Consider the following 16,583-nt stretch of genomic DNA (forward strand, 5'->3'; position numbering starts at 1 on the left):
TGCCGTTTTTTGACGTCGTCCGGTCGACCGCGCCCGTTCCTCCCGGAACTGTGGCTTGCACGCAACGCTTGCTGACGCTCGCCGTCGAGCCAACTTTATGCCACAATTGCAACTCAGTTGCAATTGTGGCCGCCCATGCCGTCTATCGAATCCGCTTCCCGCTTTTGGCGCGCGCGTCTGCGCACGCGGGTGGGGTGTGGGCGAAGCGGTTGGGTTGCGTGGCTCATCGTTGCGCTGATCGGCGTACAGATCTGGGGGCTGCAACACGAGATTCTGCATGCCCGAAGGTTGTCCGGCGTGCCGCCCGTTTCGGCAGATGCGGGCCGGTCAGCGGCGGCCGAGGCGAATGATCCGGACGAGGCGGGAGGTGCGGATCTCGCGATGGCCGCACACGGCCGCGCCCAAGCTGTCGGCACGGCGTCCGTCGATTTCGGCAACCCCCACCACCATTGCCATCTGTTCGAAGGCGCCACGCTGGCTGCGGCCATGGCCGTGGCCGTCCTTTCGTGGGGAAGCGATAACGTCATCGCGAGCCTCCCTCAGCGCCCGACTGGGCGCCGTCACCCGAGCGTTCACCGACGACCGTTCGACTCTCGCGCACCGCCGCTCGCGATCTGACGCGACGCGTATCTGCGCCACACCTCGCGTCATTCGCGTCATTCGAACTTCTCCGCGCTGACTGCGCGAATCCCTGCCACTGTCCGTCCCGACCCTCGCAGCCTTCGGGCCTGCGATGGCGGCGGCGGCTGCACGCTCGTCGGCCCATCATCGCCGGCGCGGCGGGGTTTCGTTCGCGCCGACGCCCGGAATCCTCGGGAGCCCGCTGACGAGGCTCCCGCGCACCGACCCAACACACCCGATACCGACATGGCACTTTCTGCTTTGAACAGCGCGCGTGAGCGCGCGACGCCCTTGCCCGCTCCCGCTTTCCCCATCGAGGCCCCTTCGGCTTCTCGCCGAACACGCCGCGCGTGGCCCGTGAACACGCCACGGCCGCTCGCCGCAGCGCTGACGTTCAGCGCGCTCGCTGCGGCAAGCGCGTCCGTGCAGGCGGCGGATGTGTCCGATGCACCTTTGGATGCAACGTCTGCCACTGCCGTTCCGGTGAGGCCCGAAGTGACGTTGCCAACCACCTTCGTGACCGGCAATCCGCTTGGGCGCGCCGCCGCGGACTTGACCGTGCCACTCACCGAACTCGACGGGAAGGCGCTGGCGTTGCGCCGTGCGGGCACGCTGGGCGAGACGCTCGACGGGCTGCCCGGCGTTTCGGCCACGTCGTACGGCCCGAACGTCAGCCGCCCCATCATTCGTGGCCTCGACGGCGACCGCATTCGCGTGTTGCAGAACGGCACCGCGGCGCTCGACGCCTCGTCACTGTCCTACGATCACGCCGTGGCGCAGGATCCGCTGACGATCGAACGCGTAGAAGTCGTGCGGGGCCCTGCGGCACTGCTCTACGGCGGCAACGCGGTCGGCGGCGTGATCAACACCATTGACAACCGCATTCCGCGTGAATCCATCACCGGTATTTCCGGTGCGACGGACTTCAGCGCTGGCGGTGCGAACCGCGAACGCGCCGGGGCCGCGCAACTCGAATTCGGCAACGGCGAGTTCGCGTTCCACGTTGACGGCTTCGCCCGAAAAAGCGCGGACCTGCGCATTCCCGGCTTCGCCCGTTCGGCGCAACAACGCGCCCGCGACGACGAGACCACGGCGCAACCGTCGGGCACCTTGCCCAACAGCCAGGGGCAGGCGAGTGGCGCGGCCGTCGGTGCGTCGTGGACGTGGGCCGACGGCTATACGGGCCTGTCGTACTCCGGTTACGACTCGGATTACGGCACCGTGGCCGAGGCGGACACACGCATTCGGCTGCGGCAGCAACGTCTGGCCTTGGCCAGCGAGATCCGCGACCTGGGCGGCCCGATCACGGCCCTCAAGTTCAACTTTGGCTACACGGATTACGAGCACAAGGAAATCGAAAACGGCGAGACGGGAACGACCTTCAAGAATCACGGCTACGAAGGCCGTATCGAAGCGCGTCACGCGAAGCTCGGGCCACTCGACGGCGCCGTGGGCGTGCAGTTCTCGCAGAACACCTTCTCAGCGCTAGGCGAAGAGGCCTTTGTGCCGAAGAGCGACACGCGCAATGTCGCGCTGTTTGCCCTCGAAGAGTGGGCCATGCATCCGGCGATCAAGCTCTCGTTCGGCGCGCGCATCGAGCACTCGAGCGTCAAGCCGACGGCGGGCGGTAATGAGCGCTTCGACAATCTCCCGTCGCGCGACTTCACGCCGGGCAGCGTGTCGGCGGGTGCGGTCTTCGCATTGGCCCCCGCGTGGTCGGTCGCGCTCAACACCTCCTACACCGAGCGCGCGCCAACGTTCTACGAGCTGTATGCGAACGGCCCGCACCTGGCGACCGGGGTCTGGGAAATCGGCAGTCCGCAGGCCGCGATTGAAAAGGCGTTTTCGACGGACCTGTCGCTACGCTATGAACAGGGCCCGAACAAGGCCAGCATCGGTCTCTTCTACAGCCGCTTCAACAACTTCATCGCACTCAACAATACGGGGCGCACGATCGATGAGGGCGGCCAAAGTTTGCCGGTCTATCAGTACGCGGGCGTGCCTGCCGACCTCTACGGTATGGAAGCCGACGGCCGTGCGCGCCTTTGGCGCGGTCACGGCAACCTCGATCTCGAACTGCGCGGCGACTACACGATCGCGCGCAACCGCGAGACGGGCGAACCGCTGCCGCGCATCGCACCCTTGCGTCTGACGGCGGCGCTTGCCTATGCGTTGGGTCACTGGGGCGCGCGACTGGAAATGGTGCACGCAAGTCCTCAAGCCCGCGTGCCCGCCAACGATCTGACGACCCGTGGCTACACCACGCTCGGTGCGGCGCTCACCTATCAGTTCAAGACGGGTGGCGCGCAGTGGCTGGCGTACTTGAAGGGAGAGAACCTGACCAACCAGGAAGTACGTTTGGCCAGCTCGGTGCTGCGCGACATTGCGCCGCAGGGGGGACGCTCGGTTCGCGTCGGTTTGCGCACCACGTTCTGAGCGGGATTGCGCCGCAAAAACGGGGTAATTTCCGAGAAATTTCCTCGCAGCACAGGATTCGCGCGGCGCCATGCCGCGCGAAGTTCACGATCCATGCCGCTTTGCGCGACATCGCCCCGAGGTCGCCAAGCAGGGCGCGCGTGTTGCCGTCGACGCCTCTTGATATTCTTTCGATTGCCCTAAACTACAGTGACATCTCGCTCGGTCGGGCTCGTCGTCACGGTTATGTGGCGCGCGCGGCCGGGCCAATCGTTACGGGGCGCACGTCGTCCCCCGAAAAGGAACAGGCATGGAGCAATATCACGGCACCACCATCGTCTGCGTTCGGCGCGGCGATCAGGTCGCGCTTGGCGGCGACGGTCAGGTCACCCTCGGCAACATCGTGATGAAGGGCACCGCCCGCAAGGTTCGCACGATTTACGACGGCAAGGTTATGGTTGGCTTCGCGGGTGCGACGGCCGATGCCTTCTCGCTGCTCGATCGTTTCGAGGCGAAGCTCCAGAAGCACCAGGGGCATTTGACGCGCTCGGCGGTGGAACTGGCCAAGGACTGGCGTACCGACCGCATGCTGCGCCGGCTCGAAGCGATGATGATCGTCGCCGATGCCGAGACCACGCTGGTCATCACCGGCAACGGCGATGTGCTCGATCCGGAGGGTGGCGTTGCCGCGATCGGTTCGGGCGGATCGTACGCCCAGGCGGCTGCCCGCGCGTTGGTCGAGAACACGGACCTGACGCCGGCGGAAGTCGTCAAGAAGGCGCTGACGATCGCGGGCGAAATGTGCATCTACACCAACGGCAATCACATCATCGAGACGCTGCCCCCGAAGGCAGCGCAGTGACGACGCGCGTGCCGCAGCGGGCCTCCCTCCTGCGGCACGATTGGCCGGTCGGCAGGTGACCGGCCGGGCGTCACCCTCCGTGCGAACCCCCTAATTTAGCGAACGTCATGACCCATATGACCCCCTCAGAGATCGTTTCCGAACTCGACAAACACATCATCGGCCAGCACAAGGCCAAGAAGGCCGTCGCGGTGGCGTTGCGCAACCGCTGGCGCCGTCAGCAGGTGGCCGATCCCCTGCGTCAGGAAATCACGCCGAAGAACATTCTGATGATCGGTCCGACCGGTGTCGGCAAGACCGAAATCGCGCGCCGTTTGGCCAAGCTGGCCGATGCGCCGTTCATCAAGGTCGAGGCGACGAAGTTCACCGAAGTCGGCTACGTGGGGCGCGACGTGGACAGCATCGTGCGCGACCTCGCGGAAATCGCGATCAAGCAGACGCGCGAAGCTGAAATGAAGAAGGTGCGCACCACGGCGGAAGATCGCGCCGAGGATCGCATTCTCGATTTGTTGCTGCCGAGCGGGCGCGAGTCGTCGCGCGATATCCGTTTCGGTTCGGCGTCGCACGAGGTCGAGGCCAGCAGCGAGGATAACGCTACGCGCCAGACGTTCCGCAAGCGTCTGCGCGAAGGTCAGCTCGACGACAAGGAAGTCGAGTTGGAAGTGGAAATTCCGGCGCAGGGCATGGAGATCATGGGCCCGCCGGGCATGGAAGAGATGACCGAGCAGATCAAGGGCATGTTCGCGAATCTGGGCAACCAGCGCAAGAAGCGCCAGAAGCTCAAGATCAAGGACGCGCTCAAGGTGCTGACCGACGAAGAAGCGTCGAAGATGCTCAACGACGAGGAGGTCAAGCAACTGGCCTTGCGCAACGTCGAGCAGAACGGCATCGTGTTCCTCGACGAAATCGACAAGATCGCCACGCGCAGCGAAGTGGGTGGCGGCGACGTGTCGCGTCAGGGCGTGCAGCGCGACCTGCTGCCGCTCGTGGAAGGCACGACCGTGAGCACGAAGTTCGGCATGATCAAGACGGATCACATTCTGTTCATCGCGAGCGGGGCGTTCCATCTGGCCAAGCCGAGTGATCTGATTCCGGAACTGCAGGGCCGCTTCCCGATTCGCGTCGAACTCGAATCGCTGTCGGTCCAGGATTTCGAAGCGATCCTCACGCAGACGGATGCCAGCCTCGTGAAGCAGTATCAGGCCTTGCTCGCCACGGAAGACGTGATGCTCGACTTCGCGCCGGACGGCATCAAGCGGCTCGCGGAAATCGCTTTCTCGGTCAACGAGAAGACGGAAAACATCGGGGCGCGACGTCTGTATACCGTCATCGAAAAGCTGCTCGAGGACATCTCGTACAACGCCGGCAAGCAGGCGAATGAAGTCGTGTCGATCGACGCCGGCTACGTCAATCGCTTCCTCGAGGAAGTGGCACAGAACGAAGATCTGTCGCGCTACGTGCTGTGATGGCGTAACGTTCGCTGCAATGTGAAAAAGGCCCCTCGGGGCCTTTTTTGCGTTTGACGATTTGACGATGGACGTTACTGCTTTACCGGACGCTTGAGCAGTTTGCGCTGCAGCGTGCGCCGATGCATGTTCAGCGCGCGTGCCGTGGCGGAGATGTTGCCGTTGTGCTCGGTGAGCACGCGTTGAATGTGCTCCCATTCGAGGCGCGCGACCGACAGGGGCGAGGGGTTTTCGATGGCTTCGTCGGCCTGGGTCTCGCTCGCGTCGCTGCGCAGCGACGCGAGGATGGTGTCGGCGTTGGCCGGCTTGGCCAGGTAGTTGTCGGCGCCATCCTTGACGGCTTGCACCGCCGTCGCGATGCTCGCGTAGCCGGTGAGCACCAGCATGCGTGATTTCGGTTGCAACGCGCGCAATGGCGCGATGAGCGGCAGCCCCGAGTCATGGCCCAGATGGAGGTCGACCGAGATCAGGTCGAACTGGCGCGTACGCGCCGCGAGCAGCGCCGCGGCACTGTCGGCGGCGATCTGGACGTCGTAGCCGCGCCGCGTCAGCGCGCGCGCGAGCGTTTCGGCGAAGACGACGTCGTCGTCGATAAGGAGGAAGTGGGAGGCGTTCATGTCTGACTCCGCGAGCCGAAGAGGAAAGTGGCCATCGGCAGGCGCAGCTCGGCGCGCGTGCCTTGCGGCGTGTTGGGGGTGAGGACGATGTCGCCGCCGAGACGCTGGGCACTGGCAAAGGCCAGATACAGGCCCATGCCTTGTCCGCCGTGCGTACTCATGACGGGTGAATTTCCCAGCCGGGTACGCAGTTCGGCGGTCATGCCGGGGCCTTCGTCGCAGACCGTGAAGCGGATGTCGTCCGGGGTGACCGCCACGTCGAGGGTGACCGACGACGGGCTGAAGTACGCGGCGTTATCGAGCACGATGGTCAGGATCTGGCCAACTTGCACGGTGTCTTCGATGCGCGCGGTCAACTTCGGCGGTACGCGCATCTGGAACTGGACTTGCGGATGCCGTAAGCGCCATTGCGTGGTGAACGCCGGCAACCATTCGGCCAACGCTTGCCGAACCGGTGCCGCCGCACGCGTCTGCACGTGGCCGATGGCGCTCTTGCACAGCGCGATCTGTTGTTCAAGCGTCTGCAGATCCGGCTCGTAGGGTTTCAACGCGGCATTGCCCAGGCTCTCGCTGCGCAGTTCGCCGACGACCACGGCCATGGTCGAGAGCGGCGTGCCGAGTTCGTGCGCCACGCTCGCGGCCTGAGCGCCGAGAGCGGCCATCCGCTCATCGCGCAGCAGCCGCTGTTCGGCGCGGGCGAGTTGCGCGTCGCGCGCGCGCAAGGCCCGCGACATCCGCGAAACGAACCACGCGATCACGAGCACGCTGACCACGAAGTTGACCCACATGCCGGCCAGATGCAGGCGCAGCAGATTGCCCGGGTCTGCCAGATCGAGCGGCACGTACTGAAAGTTCAGCGCGCCATACGCGACCAGCGAGAGCAGCGCCAGTTGCGACGCGTTGCGCCATGGCAGCACGGCGGCGGCGATCGCCAGGCCCGGCAGGAAGAGGGAGACGAACGGGTTGGTCGCGCCGCCCGAGAAGAACAGCAGCGCCGTGAGCGCGGCCAGATCGACGAGCAACTGGCTCATCAGGTCCAGATCGGTGCGGCGCCGTGCGCGCTCGATACCCCGTCGCGCGCGCACCCACGTGAGGACGTTGAACAGAACTTCGAGGGCGATGATGGTGAGCATCGGCTCGAGCGGCAGACGTACGCCGAGCCAGAGTTGCACGACGCCGATCGTCGCCAACTGGCCGACGATGGCCAGACAGCGCAACCAGAAGAGCTGAACGACGTTGGCTCGCTCGATGGGGAAATGGGTCATACGACAAGTGTACCAAGTCCGGGTCACGGGCTATCCCGCGTCGCGGGGCGCTGCGACACTCTGCCGCATGGGGGCCGATGAAGAACCGATGAGGCGCTGATGAGGCGCCGATGGGCGGCATCACGCAACGCGTTCCCGCGGGTGGCGGGGCGCGACTACAATGAGCATCCAAGTCTTGCGCGGCAGGGTGTCGCGTAACCTCTCATGCGATACAGGGCGGAGGCCCTCCGTCGACAACGATTAGGAGTTTGCATGAAGCACAAGCTATGGGCAGTTGCCGCACTGAGTCTCGGCATGGCTTCGGCCTACGCACAGGTGGGGCAGGTGACGGTGTCCGACGCGTGGGCACGCGGCACCGTGCCGGGTCAGAGTGCGACCGGCATTTTCATGACGTTGCAGGCGCCTCGGGCGACCACTCTCGTGGGCGTGAGCACCCCCGCCGCCGCAAACGCCGAAGTCCATGAAATGAAGCTCGAAGGCACGCTCATGAAAATGCGCGCCCTGCCGAGCGGTTTGCCGCTGCCGGCCAATCAGCCCGTGCAGCTCAAGCCGGGCGGCTATCACATCATGCTCAGCGACCTGAAGACGCCGCTCAAGAAGGGCGACACCGTGCCGGTCACGTTGCGCTTCGAATCCGCCGATCACAAGATGTCCGAGCAGCAGGTTCAGATCCCTGTGCTCGACCTGACGGCCAGCGGGCCTGCGGGCGCCGGCATGAGTGGTATGAGCGGTATGAGCGGTATGGCCGGCATGGCACACGGCGCCGCCCATAGTCAATAAAGCACCGGCGGTTCAGGCCATGGCCAACAAGACGCTCGGTACCCGGCAGAAGCTGATGTTTCGCGGCACGGCGGGTGTCGGCGGCCGGGTGGGCGCCCGTTACACGGGGGGGCGGCCTCCGCCACCGGCGCCTGGCGCGCCCGGGGTGCCGGGCCGTCGGCCGGGCTCAGTCGGGATTGGCAATGGTCGCGAGGTCGGTGGGGTTGGTGAGGTTGGCGGACGTCGCACGGGCGGCGGCGGTGCCGTTGATTCCCACACCGGCCGCAAGCAGCGCCGCGCTAAGACAGGCGGGGCATAGACAGGTGCCCGTGCCGAGCCGGGGCGAAGCGGGCAGATAGGGCCAGTCGAGGCACCAGCAGCGCACCTCATTCGGGTGTTCCGTGGGCGACGTCACCGCACCACACGCTACGGTCGCGCCACATTGCGGGCAGCGTGAGGGATCCGGCGTGCGTCCGTCCCGCCCATTCAGTCCGTCGCGTCCATCGGCGCGTTGATCCGCCACTGTCTCAGACATGGCCAAGTCTTCGTTTGTCATGGGTGTGCGGCTTGCATGCGAGGTCGGATCGTTTTGCCGGCGGCTCGCCGGTGCCACGCGGCGAAACGAGTTGCACAACTGCAACAGCGGCGGCATTGTCAGGGGCTGGCCTCTGGCGGCGGGCCGCAGCGCGTAAATCGGGGGCGAAAGCGGACGCGGTAAAAATCGGCCACTGACGGGCGTGCATGGAGCGGCCAAAGGGGAGATACGCACGCGCGGCCCTGCGCCGCTGACGGGGCGAGAATCGCCGCATTTGCGCTTGCCGCCCCGCATGTGATGAAGGGTAGCCACGGGCATCGACCGACGCAAGTCCCAGACCCCGCCGAATCCCGTCAAAGCCCCGCACGGCCGGGCGCCTTGGCTGTACAATTCGGCGTGTTTCTGGTCCACCTGCGAAAAACCTTCCCGCCATGTCCGATCTGCAACCGTCTTCCATCGACGACATCGCTCCTGCTCTCAAGGCCGAAGTCCTGGCTGAGGCGATGCCGTACATCCGCAAATATCACGGCAAGACCGTCGTGATTAAATACGGCGGCAACGCAATGACCGAGGAGCGCCTGAAGCGAGGCTTCGCGCGCGACGTCATTCTTCTCAAGCTCGTGGGCATCAACCCGGTGGTGGTGCATGGGGGCGGTCCGCAGATCGATCAGGCGCTCAAGAAGATCGGCAAGCAGGGCACGTTCATCCAGGGCATGCGCGTGACCGACGAAGAGACGATGGAAGTGGTTGAGTGGGTGCTCGGCGGCGAAGTCCAGCAGGACATCGTCATGCTGATCAACCAGTACGGCGGCCAGGCGGTGGGTCTCACCGGCAAGGACGGCGGCCTGATCAACGCGCGCAAGATGTTGATTCCGGATCGCGAAAACGCCGGCGAGCTGCTCGACATCGGTTTCGTCGGTGAAGTCGACTCGATCAATCCGGCCGTGGTGCGCGCGCTGCAAGACGACGCTTTCATTCCGGTGATTTCGCCGATCGGCGTCGGGGAAGATGGCCAGGCGTACAACATCAACGCCGACCTCGTGGCCGGAAAGCTCGCCACGGTGTTGGGCGCCGAGAAGTTGGTGATGATGACCAACATCCCGGGCGTGATGGACAAGGACGGCAATCTGCTGACCGACCTGTCGGCGCGCGAGATCGACGACCTGTTCGCCGACGGCACGATCTCGGGCGGCATGCTGCCGAAGATCTCGTCGGCACTCGACGCTGCGAAGAGCGGCGTGAAGTCGGTGCACATCGTCGACGGCCGCATCGAGCATTCGGTGCTGCTCGAAATCCTGACGGAACAGCCATTCGGCACGATGATCCGCTCGCACTGAGTGCGACGCGTGGGGCGGTGACGATGCCAACATCGCACGGCCCCCGAGTATCGAAGGCGGACCCTGCGGGGTCCGCTTTGTTTTGGTGTGATCCCCTCTTCGCGAGACCGCATGCCCACCCCCGCCTTTTTCTCCTGGAGCGGCGGCAAGGATTCCTGCCTTGCCCTGCATCACGCATTGTCTGGCGACACGCACGGCGAGCCGCACTACGAGGTGCGTCGTCTGCTTGCGATGTTCGACGAAACGGGCGACAGCTCGCGCTCGCATGGTTTGCCGCGTGAATTGATGCAGGCGCAGGCCGAGGCGCTCGGCATCGCGCTCGACGTCGGCCACGCCGGCTGGCGCGAATACGAGGCGGCGTTCGTCGCCCGCTTGCTGGCGATGCGTGCCGAGGGCATCACGCACGGTTTGTTCGGCGATATCGATTTGCAGCCGCATCGCGATTGGGAAGAGAAGGTCTGCGCGGCGGCGGGCATGACCGCCGTATTGCCGCTGTGGCAACGCGAGCGCCTGACGCTCGCGCACGAATTCATCTCGCTGGGCTACCGGGCGGTGATCGTCTGTGTGGACGGTCGGCACCTCGGGCCGGAATTCGTCGGCCGCGAATACGATGCCTCGCTGCTGGCCGACCTGCCGGCGCATGTCGACGCGTGCGGTGAGAACGGCGAGTTCCACACGTTCGCCTACGATGGCCCTCGCTTCACGCGCCCGGTGCCGTGGCGCATCGAGCGCGTCGAGACGATTCACGGCCCCAAGGAGTACGGCGGCACGCCGTACCATCGCGCGCAGATCGTGGCAGCGGGCGGCTGACCGGCGCCCGGGGCATCAGCCGGGCGCCGTCAGTCGACGTAGTTCGTCGAGCAACTTGGCGGCGGGGCTTGGCAAGATCCCTTGACGGCGGCGGAACGCCGTGAGCGTGCGCGTGGCGTGAACGGTCGGGATTGGCAGGGTGTCCATCACACGCGCGCGCGCTTCGACGTCATACATCGGCTCGGGCATCCACGTCAGAAAGCCACATCGCGCGACCATGCTCTTGAGCACCGGGACAGAGCGCGTCTCCACGACAATGGTCGGCAACGCGAGCCCATGCGCGGCGAACACGCTTTCCACATGCGCGTATGGCGCCGTGCCGCGTGGCGGAATCGCCCACCGTTCCCCGAGTGTGTCGGCCAGCGTGAGCGTCTTGCGCTGGCGCAACGGATGGTCGCTCGCGGCGACCACATAGCTGTCGTCCTTCCAATGGCAGTCGGAGATCGCGACGATGTCGTCGGTGTCGGGGGCCACCGTCGAGAGCGCCAGATCGATCTCGTGGCGCATCAGTCCCTGGGCGAGCCGGTCCCAAACCCCTTCGATGATTTCCACGCGCAGGTTCGGCCAGCGGTCGAGCACGCGCTCGACGGCGAGCGGCAGCACATGGCTGGCGATGGCACCGACCGCGCCGACCTTGATCGTGCCTTTCGCGAGCCCGCGCAGCGCATCGATTTCTTCACGCGCATGTTCGGCTTCGCGCTCGAGCAACATGGCGTGCGGCAGCAACGCTTGCCCGAACGCCGTCAAGGCCATCCCCTTGCTGTGACGCTCGAACAGCGGCGCGCCGAGATCGGCTTCGAGCCGTTTGATGGTGCGGCTCAGCGCGGGCTGCGTGAGATGCAGCTCGGTCGCGGCGCGTCCGAGACTGCCGGTCTCGACGATGGTCGTGAAAGCGCGCAATTGCTGGAGATTGAGGCTCATGAGGGGGAGGGCACTCCGGAGGTCGGAACGAGACCGAGCGCCGCTCCGGCAACATGGCAGCATGGCGGCGCATAAGTCATGCAGAATCGTAATGACTTCGGCACACAAAAGCAATTCCGGTGCATACATCGACTCCCTATACTCGTCGAAACGCTCGCCGAGACCCGCACCTGATCGCGCGGCCCGAGCTACGACAACCGCCCGCCGTCACGCGTTCGCCCGTCGACGGTGGCAGGAGACGACAGCCCTCATGAAAGACAGCCGAGAAGTTCGCGCCGGCCAACGCGCCGGCGACCCTCAGACCCTGACGGTTCGCGAGGTGGTCATCGATCTGATGCGCCGCCATGGCATGACCAAGGTATTCGCCAACCCCGGTTCGACTGAGCTGCCGTTGTTCCGCGACTTCCCTCCGGACTTCGAGTACGTGCTGGGCCTGCAGGAGGCCGTCGTTGTCGGCATGGCCGATGGTTATGCGCAGGCGAGCGGCAACGCGGCGTTCGTCAACCTGCACTCGGCCGCCGGTGTCGGCAACGCGATGGGCAACATCTTTACCGCCTACAAGAACCAGACGCCGCTCATCGTGACGGCCGGACAGCAAGCGCGCTCGATTCTCCCGTTCGATCCGTTCCTCGCGTCGGTGCGTGCGACCGAGCTGCCGCAACCGTACGTGAAGTTCAGTCTGGAGCCGGCGCGCGCCGAAGACGTGCCGATGGCGTTGGCCCGCGCCTATCACATCGCCATGCAGGAGCCGAAGGGACCGGTCTTCGTCTCCATTCCGGTCGATGATTGGGACCGGCCGGCCGAGGCGTTGCCGCCGCGTCAGGTGAGCACGCGGGTGCAGCCCGATCCGTTCGCACTTGCTCAACTGGGGGCGGCGCTCGACGCATGCTTGCGTCCGGTGTTCGTGGTCGGCTCGTCGATTGACCGCGCCGGGGCGTTCGATGCCGTGCGCGCGTTGGCCGAGCGGCATCACGCGCGCGTCTTCACCGCACCGATGTCCGCGCGTTGCGCGTTCCCGGAAGATCACCGATTGTTTGCCGGCTTCCTACCGCCGATGCGCGAGAAGATCGTCGATCTGCTGGGCGGTCACGATCTGATTCTTGTGATTGGCGCCCCGGCGTTCACGTATCACGTGGAAGGGACCGGGCCGCACGTGCCCGAGGGCGCTTCGCTGTTCCAGTTGATCGAAGATCCGGGCGTGGCCGCGTGGACGCCGGTCGGCGCCTCCGTCGTCGGTAACGTACGACTCGGTGTCGAAGCCTTGCTCGCGCGTGAGCTCCCCGGCGAGCGCGCGTTGCCGCCGCCGCGCAGCATGCCGACGGTGGCGCTGCCGAACGCGGCAGGCGAGCGCATGTCGACGGCCTTCGCACTGCAAACGCTCGCGAGCGTGCGCGCGGCGCACGACATCGTCGTCGAGGAGGCGCCGAGCGCGCGCTCTGTCATGCAGCAATACCTGCCGTTCTCGCAGCCGGGCACGTTCTACACCATGAATAGTGGCGGTCTCGGCTACTCGATGCCCGCGGCCGTCGGGGTGGCGATGGCGCATCCCGGGCGGCGCGTCGTCGGCCTGATTGGCGATGGTTCCGCGATGTACTCGATTCAAGGATTGTGGAGCGCGGCCCAAGCCAGGCTGCCAATCACGTTCGTTATCCTGAATAATCGGCGATACGCCGCGTTGCAGGACTTCGCGCCGTCGTTCGGCTTCGGCCCCGCCGATCCGGTGCAGGGGACCGATCTGCCCGATCTGGATTTCGTGCGTCTGGCCGAAGGCATGGGCGTGCGCGCACAGCGCGTCGCGCAGGGCGGCGAGTTGCACGGCGTCCTGTTGCAGGCACTCGCGAGCGGCGAGACGCGTCTTGTCGAGATCGTGGTGACATGACGCACGGCGTGTGCCATCCCGAGACGAACTACCGAGTCAGGAGACAAAACACCATGCAAGCCCAGCAAGACCCCAAAGCGCTGACGATGCTGATCGCCGGCAAGCGCGTCGGCGCCACGCACGGCGCCACGTTCGAGCGACGCAATCCGTTGGACGGCGAGGTCGCCTCGCGCGCCCCCGCCGCCACGGTCGACGACGCCCGCGCCGCGGTGCGCGCCGCGTGGGACGCGTTCCCCGCCTGGTCGAACACCGGTCCCGGCGAACGGCGCGCGCTGTTGATGAAGGCGGCCGACCGGCTCGAAGCGAAGATCGAGGCGTTTCAGGCGGCCATGGCGGCGGAAACGGGAGCGTCCGGTCTGTGGGCCGGATTCAACGTGCATCTGGCGGCGCAGGGCCTGCGCGAAGCGGCTGCCATGACGACGCAGATCGCCGGCGAGATCATTCCGTCGGATGTGCCGGGAAGCCTCGCGATGGGCGTGCGTCAGGCCGCCGGCGTAGTGCTTGGCATCGCGCCGTGGAACGCGCCGGTCATTCTCGGTGTGCGCTCGCTCGCGCTGCCGCTCGCCTGCGGCAACACGGTCGTCTTCAAGGGCTCGGAGCTGTGCCCGGCCACGCACGGCCTGATTGCCGATGCGCTCGACGAAGCCGGTCTGCCGCCGGGCGTCGTGAACTTCATCACGAATGCACCGAAAGACGCGGGCGCCATCGTCGAAGCGCTGATCGCGGCGCCTGCCGTGCGTCGCGTGAACTTCACCGGCTCGACGCGCATCGGCCGCATCATCGCCACGCTGTGCGGCGAGCATCTCAAGCCGGCGGTGCTGGAGCTGGGCGGCAAGGCGCCGTGTCTTGTGCTCGACGATGCCGATCTCGACGCGGCCGTCAGCGGTGTCGCGTTCGGCGCGTTCGCCAACTCCGGCCAGATCTGCATGTCGACGGAGCGCATCGTGGTGGCGGAATCGATCGCCGACGCCTTCGTCGACAAGCTCGCCGCCAAGGCGCGCGCACTGCCGCTGGGCGATCCGCGCGACGGCCCGGTCGTGCTGGGCTCGGTGATCGACATGGCGACCGTGGCGCGCTGCAACGCGTTGATCGACGATGCGCTTGCCAAGGGCGCAACGCTGCTGTGCGGCGGCCGTGCCGACACCACGCTCATGCCTGCGACGTTGCTCGATCACGTCACGCCGGACATGCAAATCTACCGCGAAGAGTCGTTCGGTCCGGTCAAGGGCATTGTGCGCGTGAAGGACGACGAAGCCGCCATCGCCTGCGCCAACGACAACGCCTATGGCCTGTCGTGCGCCGTGTTCAGTCGCGACATCGCCCGCGCGATGGGCGTGGCCAAGCGCATCGAATCGGGCATCTGCCACATCAATGGCCCCACGGTGCACGACGAAGCGCAGATGCCGTTCGGCGGCGTGAAGTCGAGCGGCTGGGGACGTTTCGGCGGCAAAGCCGGCATTCACGAATTCACCGATCTGCGCTGGATGACGGTGCAGACCACCCCGCGTCATTACCCGTTCTGAGCGACGTCCAGTCGCCAGCGCACCGATGACGTCATGCAGGACCACCATACCGCCGCAGCCGGGACACCGGAACAGACGGCCGGAGGAGACAACCGTGTCACAACCGTTTGAGACTGCGCCGGCGACTGCCGGCGCCACGTCCGGCCACACGCAGGCCGGCGACGCGCACCACTCCGAAGCGAACACCGCCGGCGCGACGGCGAATTTCGGCCGCGTAGTGGCGGCCAGTTGCTTCGGTACCGCCATCGAGTGGTATGACTTTTTCGTCTACGGCTTTCTCGCGCCCATCGTGTTCGATCGGCTGTTCTTCCCGCAGCTCGACGCGATGACCGGCATGATCGCCGTATTCGCTACGTTCGCCGTGGGCTTCCTTGCGCGGCCTATCGGCGGCATCGTGTTCGGGCACTTCGGCGACCGCATCGGGCGCAAGTCGATCCTGCTGTTCACGCTGATTCTGATGGGCGTGGCCACCACGATGATCGGTCTGTTGCCGACCTACGATCAGGTCGGCATGTGGGCGCCGATCATGCTTGTGACGTTGCGCTTCGTTCAGGGATTTGCGCTCGGCGGCGAGTCGGTCGGTGGGTTGCTGATGACCGTCGAGGGGGCCCCCGCGCACCTGCGCGGCCTGTTCGGCGGACTGATCCAGGCCGCCGGGCCGACGTCGATCGTTGGCGCGTCGCTCGCTATCGTGCTGATTACCCGCTTGCCCGAAAAGGATCTGCTCGCGTGGGGCTGGCGCGTGCCGTTTCTCGTGAGCCTGCTGCTCGTGGCGCTGGGCACCTACGTGCGTCTGAAAGTCGAGGAGTCGCCGAGCTTCAAGGCGGCGGCGCAGCATCGCGACATCGCGAAAGTGCCGGTCGTGGAAGTGCTCACGCATTACTGGCGGCCGACGCTCGTCACGTTCTTCATCTGCCTGGCCGAGACGAGCTTCTTTTACCTCGTGGCGATTTTCTCGCTGTCATACGGCACCAAGACGCTCGGCTTGCCGCGCAACATGATGGCCGACGGCGTGCTGTACGCCAATCTGCTCGCCATGTTGACGATCCCGATGTTCGGCATGCTCTCCGACAAGCTGGGCCGCCGTCCGATGTTCCTGTTGGGGCTGACGGCCACGGCGATCTTCATCTATCCGTTCTTCCTGATGCTGGGCAGCAAGGAGACTGCGCTGGTCGTGCTCGCCATCGTGATCGGCGCGGGCTTGATTCACCCGATGATGTTCGGCCCCGAAGGCAGTTTCTTCTCGGAACTGTTCGAGACGCGTGTACGCTTCTCGGGCGTGTCGCTCGGCAAGCAGATCGGTACCGTGCTGGGGGGCGGACTCGCACCGATGATCGCGGCGAGTCTGCTTGCCTGGAGCCATGGCCACATCTGGCCGGTCATCGTCTACTTCCTCGTGCTCGCCGCGATGGCGCTGATCTCGACGTTCCTCGTCCGGGAGACGAAGGCCCGGGTGCTGTGAGGCCTACGACGTAGAGACGTCGATGGCGCTCGCGACGCGGTCAGGTCATCAAAAAAAGTCAGCCCCGCTCGCGATGCGAAGCGGGGCGATTTCCTTCGGTGAGGACAAGGA

14 protein-coding genes are annotated in these 16,583 nt (G+C 65.8%); 10 read left to right on the forward strand and 4 right to left on the reverse strand.

Annotation, left to right across the window (positions count from 1 at the left end; all coding sequences use genetic code 11):
• The first annotated feature begins 135 nt into the window (after positions 1 to 135).
• The 4 genes from PCE31107_RS01545 to hslU all read left to right on the forward strand — a co-directional run bounded on the left by PCE31107_RS01545 (position 136) and on the right by hslU (position 5,364).
• On the forward strand, positions 136 to 618 hold the full coding sequence (locus PCE31107_RS01545; RefSeq protein WP_150606067.1) for a hypothetical protein: 483 nt from the start codon (positions 136 to 138) through the stop codon (positions 616 to 618).
• Between the two features lie 426 nt (positions 619 to 1,044).
• Positions 1,045 to 3,057: a TonB-dependent receptor gene (locus PCE31107_RS01550; RefSeq protein ID WP_150606846.1), complete on the forward strand. Its 2,013-nt coding sequence runs from the start codon at positions 1,045 to 1,047 to the stop codon at positions 3,055 to 3,057.
• A 289-nt stretch (positions 3,058 to 3,346) separates the two neighbouring features.
• Positions 3,347 to 3,898 (forward strand): ATP-dependent protease subunit HslV, encoded by a 552-nt coding sequence (gene hslV, locus PCE31107_RS01555; protein ID WP_150606069.1) that lies wholly within the window; start codon positions 3,347 to 3,349, stop codon positions 3,896 to 3,898.
• A gap of 107 nt (positions 3,899 to 4,005) precedes the next feature.
• Positions 4,006 to 5,364 carry an ATP-dependent protease ATPase subunit HslU gene (gene hslU, locus PCE31107_RS01560; protein WP_150606071.1) on the forward strand — a complete coding sequence of 453 codons (1,359 nt, stop codon included), beginning with the start codon at positions 4,006 to 4,008 and terminating at the stop codon, positions 5,362 to 5,364.
• A gap of 74 nt (positions 5,365 to 5,438) precedes the next feature.
• On the opposite strand, the gene PCE31107_RS01565 is transcribed toward hslU, so the two are convergent.
• Complete coding sequence (locus tag PCE31107_RS01565; protein ID WP_017235115.1) at positions 5,439 to 5,981, reverse strand: response regulator transcription factor; 543 nt, start codon at positions 5,979 to 5,981, stop codon at positions 5,439 to 5,441.
• Positions 5,978 to 7,246 (reverse strand): ATP-binding protein, encoded by a 1,269-nt coding sequence (locus PCE31107_RS01570; protein ID WP_150606073.1) that lies wholly within the window; start codon positions 7,244 to 7,246, stop codon positions 5,978 to 5,980. Before PCE31107_RS01570 ends, PCE31107_RS01565 begins: the two co-directional genes overlap by 4 nt.
• Positions 7,247 to 7,498: 252 nt before the next feature.
• On the opposite strand from PCE31107_RS01570, the gene PCE31107_RS01575 reads away from it, so the two are divergent.
• Positions 7,499 to 8,026, forward strand: coding sequence for a copper chaperone PCu(A)C (locus PCE31107_RS01575; RefSeq protein ID WP_150606075.1), 528 nt, complete (start codon positions 7,499 to 7,501; stop codon positions 8,024 to 8,026).
• 166 nt (positions 8,027 to 8,192) lie between these two features.
• Here PCE31107_RS01575 and PCE31107_RS23580 read toward each other — a convergent pair whose 3' ends face one another.
• On the reverse strand, positions 8,193 to 8,540 hold the full coding sequence (locus PCE31107_RS23580; protein WP_246181681.1) for a cysteine-rich CWC family protein: 348 nt from the start codon (positions 8,538 to 8,540) through the stop codon (positions 8,193 to 8,195).
• A 431-nt stretch (positions 8,541 to 8,971) separates the two neighbouring features.
• On the opposite strand from PCE31107_RS23580, the gene argB reads away from it, so the two are divergent.
• Both argB and PCE31107_RS01590 read left to right on the forward strand, forming a co-directional pair.
• A complete protein-coding gene (gene argB / locus PCE31107_RS01585; protein WP_130024557.1) occupies positions 8,972 to 9,877 on the forward strand; it encodes an acetylglutamate kinase in 906 nt (301 codons plus the stop codon).
• A 111-nt stretch (positions 9,878 to 9,988) separates the two neighbouring features.
• Positions 9,989 to 10,687 (forward strand): adenine nucleotide alpha hydrolase, encoded by a 699-nt coding sequence (locus tag PCE31107_RS01590; RefSeq protein WP_150606077.1) that lies wholly within the window; start codon positions 9,989 to 9,991, stop codon positions 10,685 to 10,687.
• A 15-nt stretch (positions 10,688 to 10,702) separates the two neighbouring features.
• Here PCE31107_RS01590 and PCE31107_RS01595 read toward each other — a convergent pair whose 3' ends face one another.
• Positions 10,703 to 11,608 carry a LysR family transcriptional regulator gene (locus tag PCE31107_RS01595; RefSeq protein WP_150606079.1) on the reverse strand — a complete coding sequence of 302 codons (906 nt, stop codon included), beginning with the start codon at positions 11,606 to 11,608 and terminating at the stop codon, positions 10,703 to 10,705.
• 250 nt (positions 11,609 to 11,858) lie between these two features.
• Between PCE31107_RS01595 and mdlC the strand changes: the two genes are divergently transcribed.
• The 3 genes from mdlC (at position 11,859) to PCE31107_RS01610 (ending at position 16,472) form a co-directional block, all read left to right on the forward strand.
• Positions 11,859 to 13,487, forward strand: coding sequence for a benzoylformate decarboxylase (gene mdlC, locus PCE31107_RS01600; protein WP_150606081.1), 1,629 nt, complete (start codon positions 11,859 to 11,861; stop codon positions 13,485 to 13,487).
• A gap of 53 nt (positions 13,488 to 13,540) precedes the next feature.
• Positions 13,541 to 15,010 carry an aldehyde dehydrogenase gene (locus PCE31107_RS01605; RefSeq protein WP_150606083.1) on the forward strand — a complete coding sequence of 490 codons (1,470 nt, stop codon included), beginning with the start codon at positions 13,541 to 13,543 and terminating at the stop codon, positions 15,008 to 15,010.
• A gap of 94 nt (positions 15,011 to 15,104) precedes the next feature.
• Positions 15,105 to 16,472 (forward strand): MFS transporter, encoded by a 1,368-nt coding sequence (locus tag PCE31107_RS01610; protein WP_150606085.1) that lies wholly within the window; start codon positions 15,105 to 15,107, stop codon positions 16,470 to 16,472.
• Positions 16,473 to 16,583: the final 111 nt, after the last annotated feature.

This window comes from Pandoraea cepalis, assembly GCF_902459625.1.
Classification (GTDB): domain Bacteria; phylum Pseudomonadota; class Gammaproteobacteria; order Burkholderiales; family Burkholderiaceae; genus Pandoraea; species Pandoraea cepalis.

Coding starts and splice junctions, on each gene's coding strand:
- PCE31107_RS01565 (WP_017235115.1), bottom strand. CDS start 5,981: ATGAACGCCTCCCACTTCCTCCTTATCGACGACGACGTCGTCTTCGCC.
- PCE31107_RS01570 (WP_150606073.1), bottom strand. CDS start 7,246: ATGACCCATTTCCCCATCGAGCGAGCCAACGTCGTTCAGCTCTTCTGG.
- PCE31107_RS01545 (WP_150606067.1), top strand. CDS start 136: ATGCCGTCTATCGAATCCGCTTCCCGCTTTTGGCGCGCGCGTCTGCGC.
- hslV (WP_150606069.1), top strand. CDS start 3,347: ATGGAGCAATATCACGGCACCACCATCGTCTGCGTTCGGCGCGGCGAT.
- PCE31107_RS01590 (WP_150606077.1), top strand. CDS start 9,989: ATGCCCACCCCCGCCTTTTTCTCCTGGAGCGGCGGCAAGGATTCCTGC.
- hslU (WP_150606071.1), top strand. CDS start 4,006: ATGACCCATATGACCCCCTCAGAGATCGTTTCCGAACTCGACAAACAC.
- PCE31107_RS01575 (WP_150606075.1), top strand. CDS start 7,499: ATGAAGCACAAGCTATGGGCAGTTGCCGCACTGAGTCTCGGCATGGCT.
- PCE31107_RS01605 (WP_150606083.1), top strand. CDS start 13,541: ATGCAAGCCCAGCAAGACCCCAAAGCGCTGACGATGCTGATCGCCGGC.
- argB (WP_130024557.1), top strand. CDS start 8,972: ATGTCCGATCTGCAACCGTCTTCCATCGACGACATCGCTCCTGCTCTC.
- PCE31107_RS23580 (WP_246181681.1), bottom strand. CDS start 8,540: ATGTCTGAGACAGTGGCGGATCAACGCGCCGATGGACGCGACGGACTG.
- mdlC (WP_150606081.1), top strand. CDS start 11,859: ATGAAAGACAGCCGAGAAGTTCGCGCCGGCCAACGCGCCGGCGACCCT.
- PCE31107_RS01595 (WP_150606079.1), bottom strand. CDS start 11,608: ATGAGCCTCAATCTCCAGCAATTGCGCGCTTTCACGACCATCGTCGAG.